Below are 6389 nucleotides of genomic sequence, written 5' to 3' on the forward strand. Positions count from 1 at the left end.
ACACGATCACAAGCCGATCCCATGGAGATCACACGCAGATCACACCGGTGACGCGCCGTCATCACTCGGGCCCGAACTCCACCGGCAGTGAGCGCAGCCCCCGCATGATCAGCCCACCCCGCCACCTCAACTCCCCCGGATCGACAGCCAGTCGCACGTCAGGCAGCCTCCGCAACAACACACCCAACGCCGTCCGCGCCTCCAGCCGCGCCAACGGCGCCCCCAGACAGTAATGAATCCCGTGCCCATACCCCAGATGCGGATTGTCCACCCGCCCCAGATCCAGCACATCCGGCGCCGCGAACCGCTCCGGATCCCGATCCGCCGCCGCCAGCACCACCAGCACCGGATCCCCCCGCCCCACCCGCGCACCCCCCAGCGTCAACGGCTCACTCGCGAACCGCCACGTCGCCAACTCCACCGGCCCGTCGAACCGCAACAACTCCTCCACCGCCGACGCCAGCAACCCCTCATCCCCCGCCAGCACCCCCGCCCGCAACCGCCCCAGCTCACCCGGATTCCGCAACAACGCCAGCATCCCGTTGCCAATGAGATTCACCGTCGTCTCGAAGCCCGCGAACAGCAGAATGAACGCCATCGCCGCGGCCTCCTCCTCCGACAACTGCTCCCCATGATCCGACGCCCGGATCAGCCCCGAAATCAGGTCATCCCCCAACTCACCCCGCTTCCGATGAATCAACTCCCCCAAATACGACCGCATCCGCCGCACCGCACGCCCCACCCCACCGCGCTTCCCCGCCGTGTGCAGCATCATCCCCGCCCACCGCCGGAAGTCCTCCTGATCCTCCGCCGGCACCCCCAACAAATCACAAATCGCGTAAATCGGCAGCGGAAACGCAAACTCGTCAATCAGATCCGCCGCACCCCGACCCGCGAACCCATCCACCAACCCATCGCACAACTCCCGCACCCGCGGCCCGAACTCCGCCACCCGCCGCGGCGTGAACGCCTTCGACACCAACCGCCGCAACCGCGTGTGATCCGGCGGATCAATATTCAGCAGATGCGTCATCACATTTGCACCACGCTCCCCCGGAATCCCCACCCGGCCCGACGCGTGCTCCGCCGCCCGATGCCGCCCCGGATCCTTGCTCAACCGCGGATCCGCCAACGCCCGCCGGGCATCCGCATACCGCGTCACCAACCACGCCGACACCCCACTCGGCAACACCGCCCGATACACCGGCGCGTTCTCCCGCAACCACGCGTACGCCGGATACGGATCCGCCGCGAACCCCTCGCCGAACAGCGCCGGCCGCTCACCCACGCGCCGACCGCCGGTCCGGAATCACCGCCGACACCCGAAAACCACCACTGTCCGTCGGCCCCGACACAAACCCCCCACCCAACGCCGTCACCCGCTCCCGCATCCCCACCAGCCCATTCCCCCCACTCGGCAACCGCGCACCACCACCACCCACCGGCGCCTCGTTCTGCACCAGCACCGCCACCTCACCCTCCCGATGCGCCAACCGCACCTCCGCCGCCGCACCCGCCGCATGCTTGTGCACGTTCGTCAACGCCTCCTGAACCACCCGATACGCCGTCGACTCCACCTGCTCCGCATAACCCCGCGGCTCCCCCTCCACCGCAAGATCCACCGACATCCCCGCCGCCCGCGACTGATCCACCAACACCGCCACCTCCGTCAACGACGGCCCCCGCTCCTCCACCTGCTCCCGCCGGACCCTCGCCGGCGCCGAAGAGGCACCCACCGCCACGATCTCCGCCAACCGCGACGGCGCATCCGACCCCTCACCACCCGACGACCCCGACTCCCCCGCCCGCAACACCCCCAACATCGTCCGCAACTCCGTCAACGCCTGCCGACCCATATCCCCGATCAACGCCGCATTCCGCGCCGCCTTCTCCGGATCCTTCGCCGCCACCGCCTGCAACGCCGCCGCATGCACCACCATCAAACTCACCCGATGCGCCACCACGTCATGCATCTCCCGCGCGATCCGCCGCCGCTCCTCACCTCGCGCCCACTCCGCACGCTCCTCCGCGCGCTCCGCCAACAACGACAGCTCCCGCTCCAAACCATGCGCCCGATCCCGCAACGACTCCACCAACCGCCGCCGCGCCCGCACATACATGCCCAGCAACACCGGCGGCACCACACACGCCACCCCGAACAACACCGACATCAACGGCCGGAACCACACCGGCAACGACTGCTCCCGCAACCCCGGATCCTGGTCCAGCAACAGGAACATCACAATGATCGCCCCGACGCCCTCCATACACGCCACCGCGCCGATGATCCGCCGCGGCGCCTCCGTCGTCGCCAGCGTGTACAGCCCCACCAGGGCCAGCATCCCCCCCATATTCGCCGGCAGCACCGCCACCGACACCAAAACCACCGCCAACGGCCAGCGACGCCGAACAATCAGCATCAACCCCGCCAGCGCCCCCGGAACCACCACCAGCCACACCGGCAACCCCGTCCGGTCCGCGAACGCCACCCCCCGAAGCGCACACTCCACCGCCGAGGCCAGCGCCAACCCACCGTCCAACGCCACGCTGCGCCGCCGCGTCCACCACCACAGCTCGAAGCCCCGCTCCGCCGTGGCCGCCGCCCCCGTCGCATTCATAATCACCAGACTACGGGCGAGATCCACCCGTTTTCAGTCGGGCTGCCAGGAGGTCACGCAACGGGACAACCCAGCGTTCCCCCCCTCACTCGAACTATTGAATCGCTCCCCGATTCGACCCACCCCCCACCCCCACCCAGCGATCATCCCCTCATGGACGAACTCCGCGACCAAGCCATCACCCTCCGCCACCAAGGGCTGAGCAAAAGAGAAATCGCCGCCCGGCTGGGACTCCGCAGCACCGGCTCCCTCACCCCGCTACTCGCGGGCGAACCACCGGCCGCCTGGACAAAGCGGCCCAACGCGAAGGATGACCTGCGGACACAGGCACGCGCGCTGCGGACCGCCGGGAAGACCTACGACGAGATCGTCGCCGAACTGGGCGTCGCCAAGAGCTCCGTCTCACTCTGGGTCCGCGACCTGCCGAAGCCCACCACCTCCCCCGAACGCGCCCGCCGGATGGCGGAAGCGCGCTGGGCCCCGCACCGCAGGGAACAGGCGCTCCGGCGCCGCGCCACCACCCTTGTCGCCCAGGCCGAGGTCGGCCGCCTCAGTGACCGGGAGCTGTTCCTGATCGGGGTCGGGCTCTACTGGTCGGAAGGATCGAAGAGCAAGCCGCACGCCGTGCGCGAGATCGTCGCCTTCATCAACAGCGACCCGGACATGATCACCGTGTATCTGGCCTGGCTGCGGCTCCTCGGTGTCGAACGGGAGCGCCTCCGGTTCTCGGTCCAGATCCATGAGTCGGCGGACGTGACGGCGGCCGAGCGGTACTGGGCGGAGCTCACGGGCGCGGAGCCGGCGCAGTTCGGCAAGACCACGCTGAAGAAGCACAACCCCCGGACCGTCCGGAAGAACGTGGGAGACGGCTATCGCGGCTGTCTGATCGTGCGTGTACTGAACGGGGCCGATCTTTACCGTCGCATCGAGGGCTGGTGGACTGGCATAGTGTTGGGTGTCGATCGGGCCTCGTGACCCACCAGGGCGCTTTGTCCGATTTGCCATCCCCTGTGGTGTAATAGGCAGCACTGCGTCCTTTGGAGTCGTATGTCCAGGTTCGAGTCCTGGCAGGGGAGCCCCTTTTGCCGAGGGCCACACGACTTCAGACCGTGTGGCCCAACTGCCGCAGGCAGAGCTGCTCATCCGCCCGCAGTTGCAGCACCACCGCGTCGTAGGGGCCCCGTTCCAGCGTGAACTCGTGGGCCAGGCGCTGGATTTCCGGCAGCGCGTGGGCGTAGTGGCCCAGGTCCAGCAGCGTCGCCGCGTACTGCTTGCGCAGGCTGCGCACGATCGGGGAGGCGTCGCCGTAACGCGCCACGGCCAGCGGCAGGGTGCGGCTGAGGAGGTCGGCGACCTGCGGGTACTGGCCGAGGGCGAGCAGTTGTTTGATCCGCTCCAGGGCATCGGCCAGGTCCGGCTCCCGGTGGCGGGGGGCGGGCCAGGGGGTCAGGGGGTGCCAGAACGGGCGCGTGGGGTCCATCGGGACCGCCTCGGCGTGGGGCGGTGCGGGCGGCAGTAGCGGGGTGAGGGCGGCGAACACCTGGTGCGCGTCGGCCGGCCGCGCGGCGGGGTCCCGGTGCAGCAGCCGGGCGATCAGCGCGGTGAGGCCGGCGGGGGCGTCGGGGCGCAGGTGGGCGAGTGGAACGGGCTCTTCGTGCAGCTTCTTGTAGAGGAGCCCGGCCGCGTTGGGTGCGGTGAAGGGGACGCGTCCGGTGAGGAGTTCGTAGCCGATGGCGCCGAGTGCGTAGAGGTCGGCGGCGGGGCCGACGGGGGGTTCGCCGACGGCTTGTTCGGGGGCCATGTAGACGGGTGTGCCGAGGAGGGTGCCGGTGCGGGTGAGGCGGGTGTCCTCGCCGTCGCCGCGGACGGCGGCGATGCCGAGGTCCAGGATGGTGACGCGGCCGTCGGGGCGGATCATGACGTTGCCGGGTTTGAGGTCGCGGTGGATGATCCGTACGGCGTGGACGGCGGCGAGGGCCGAGCAGAGCTGGGCGAGGGTGGCTATGGCCCAGTGCCAGGGGTAGGGGTCGTGTTCGGCGAGGTGGTCGCCGAGGTCGCAGCCGTCGACGAGTTGCATGACGAGGAAGAGTTCCTCGCCTTCCTGGCCAGCGTCGTGGACGGCGACGAGTCCGGGGTGGTCGATGCGGGCGGTGACGCGGGCTTCGCGGAGGAATCTGCGGCGCAGTTCGTCGGGGTCGTTGGTGCCGGAGAGGGAGGCGAGCCGGTCGGCGTGGAGGAGTTTGACGGCGACGCGTCGGCCGCCGAGGGCGGTGTCGTGGCCGGCCCAGACTTCGCCCATGCCGCCTTTGCCGAGGGGTTCGGTGAGCTCGTAGCGCCCGGCGAGGAGCCGGCCGGTCATCTGCCCTCCTGTTTGCGGAGGTAGGCGCCGAGTTCGTCGAGTTCGGAGGCGACTTGGCGCATGCGCGGCGAGGTGGGCTGTGGCGCGGGAGCCTGTGGCGCGGCGGGGAGCGGTGCGGTGGGGAGTGTGTGGGCGTGCGGGGGTGCGGGCGCGGGGGTGTGTGCGTAGGGGTGGTGCGCGGGTGGGTGGCGGGGGAAGCGGTCGGCGCGCACGGCGTGGATGGTGGCGCCGATGAAGAAGCTGAGGGCGTAGAAGCCGGCGAAGGCGCTGTAGTTGCTTTCGTCGTCGGGGACGAAGGCGATGAGCAGGATTTCGCCGGCGGTGAGGGAGCAGAACAGCCCGAAGACGGCCCAGTCGATGCCGCGGCCGCGCAGGATGGCGAAGCGGAGTGAGGGGACCCAGGCGAGGAGGCCGAGGGTGCCGATGGGGATGAGGGCGAAGAGCCAGCGGACGATGAGGGTTTTGGCGTCTGTCGGGGGGTGTGCCGGCGGGCGGGGGTGCGGGAGCGTGGGTTCCTGTGCGGGTGGCGGGCCGTACATCAGCACACTCCCCCTCGGGTTCCGTTGGAGCCCGTTCGTTCCGCTGTATTGGGGAAAGGATGATATCCGGATTGGTGGGGGTGCGGTTCAGTCGCCGGGGGTCAGGGTGCCGTCGGTGAGGCCGTCGACGGTGCCTTGGATGAGTTGGCGGCCGAGGTCGGCGGCGTGTTGGAGGGCGGTTTCGAAGGCGGCGAGGTCTTGGAAGCGGCGGCCGTAGCGGCGTTGGGCGGTGAGGGGGAGCCGGGGGACTTTGAGGCGGCGGACGTCGATGCGGGTGGCGGTGGAGGCGTAGCTGCTGGCTTGGCGGGTGTTGGCGGTGGAGCGCAGGAAGCCGGCGAGGAACCAGGGGTCGAGGGCTTCGGGGTCGGGGCGTAGCAGGCAGGTGTGGCGGTCGGGTTGCTCGGTCTCCGGCTGGTCGGTGATGACTCGGGTGGTGGCGGTGTGGATTTCGAGGGCGCCGGTGCGGGCGAGTTCGCCGATGGTGATGGTGGACCAGTGGGGGGCGGTGTCGGTGTCTGCCTGGGTGGGGGCGGTGGGTCCGGGGGCGAGGTCGTGGGTGCGCCGGAGGGTGTTGCGCAGGTTTTGGTGGACGGTGGCGAGGGCGGCGGTGCCGGTGGTTTCGGCGGGTGGGGGGAGGTGGCGGCCGGGGGCAAGGTCGACTTCGTCGTCGAGGAGGTCGATGACGGGCAGTGAGCGGTGGATGCCGGGTTGTTCGGGGAGGTCGCCGTCGCGGTCGAATGTGGTCCAGGCGTCGAGGATGGTGCGGTTCAGGGTGGTCCAGTCGAGTCGGCCGCGGTCGGGGGGGCGGTGGGTGGTGGCGGCGTCGATGACGAGGAGTCGGGGGTCGGGGGTGGGGGTGGGGCCGGGTTTGCG

The 6389-nt window shown here is 70.0% G+C and carries 5 protein-coding genes, 1 tRNA gene and 1 pseudogene; 2 read left to right on the forward strand and 5 right to left on the reverse strand.

What is annotated here, in order from left to right; genetic code table 11:
* Positions 1 to 61: 61 nt before the first annotated feature.
* Positions 62 to 1288, reverse strand: coding sequence for a cytochrome P450 family protein (locus RM590_RS30435; protein ID WP_311707988.1), 1227 nt, complete (start codon positions 1286 to 1288; stop codon positions 62 to 64).
* Positions 1281 to 2618 (reverse strand): sensor histidine kinase, encoded by a 1338-nt coding sequence (locus RM590_RS30440; protein ID WP_311707989.1) that lies wholly within the window; start codon positions 2616 to 2618, stop codon positions 1281 to 1283. The genes RM590_RS30435 and RM590_RS30440 overlap by 8 nt, the downstream gene beginning before the upstream one ends.
* A gap of 153 nt (positions 2619 to 2771) precedes the next feature.
* On the opposite strand from RM590_RS30440, the gene RM590_RS30445 reads away from it, so the two are divergent.
* Complete coding sequence (locus RM590_RS30445) at positions 2772 to 3593, forward strand: hypothetical protein (RefSeq protein ID WP_311707990.1); 822 nt, start codon at positions 2772 to 2774, stop codon at positions 3591 to 3593.
* A 29-nt stretch (positions 3594 to 3622) separates the two neighbouring features.
* Positions 3623 to 3694, forward strand: a tRNA-Gln gene (locus RM590_RS30450).
* A gap of 26 nt (positions 3695 to 3720) precedes the next feature.
* On the opposite strand, the gene RM590_RS30455 is transcribed toward RM590_RS30450, so the two are convergent.
* The 3 genes and pseudogenes from RM590_RS30455 to RM590_RS30465 all read right to left on the reverse strand — a co-directional run.
* Positions 3721 to 4977 (reverse strand): serine/threonine-protein kinase, encoded by a 1257-nt coding sequence (locus tag RM590_RS30455; RefSeq protein ID WP_311707991.1) that lies wholly within the window; start codon positions 4975 to 4977, stop codon positions 3721 to 3723.
* A complete protein-coding gene (locus RM590_RS30460) occupies positions 4974 to 5516 on the reverse strand; it encodes a hypothetical protein (protein WP_311707992.1) in 543 nt (180 codons plus the stop codon). Before RM590_RS30460 ends, RM590_RS30455 begins: the two co-directional genes overlap by 4 nt.
* An 87-nt stretch (positions 5517 to 5603) precedes the next feature.
* Positions 5604 to 6389 (reverse strand): annotated as a pseudogene (locus RM590_RS30465) (SAM-dependent methyltransferase); the annotation flags it as partial.

It is taken from the genome of Streptomyces litchfieldiae (genome assembly GCF_031845365.1).
GTDB lineage: Bacteria > Actinomycetota > Actinomycetes > Streptomycetales > Streptomycetaceae > Streptomyces > Streptomyces litchfieldiae.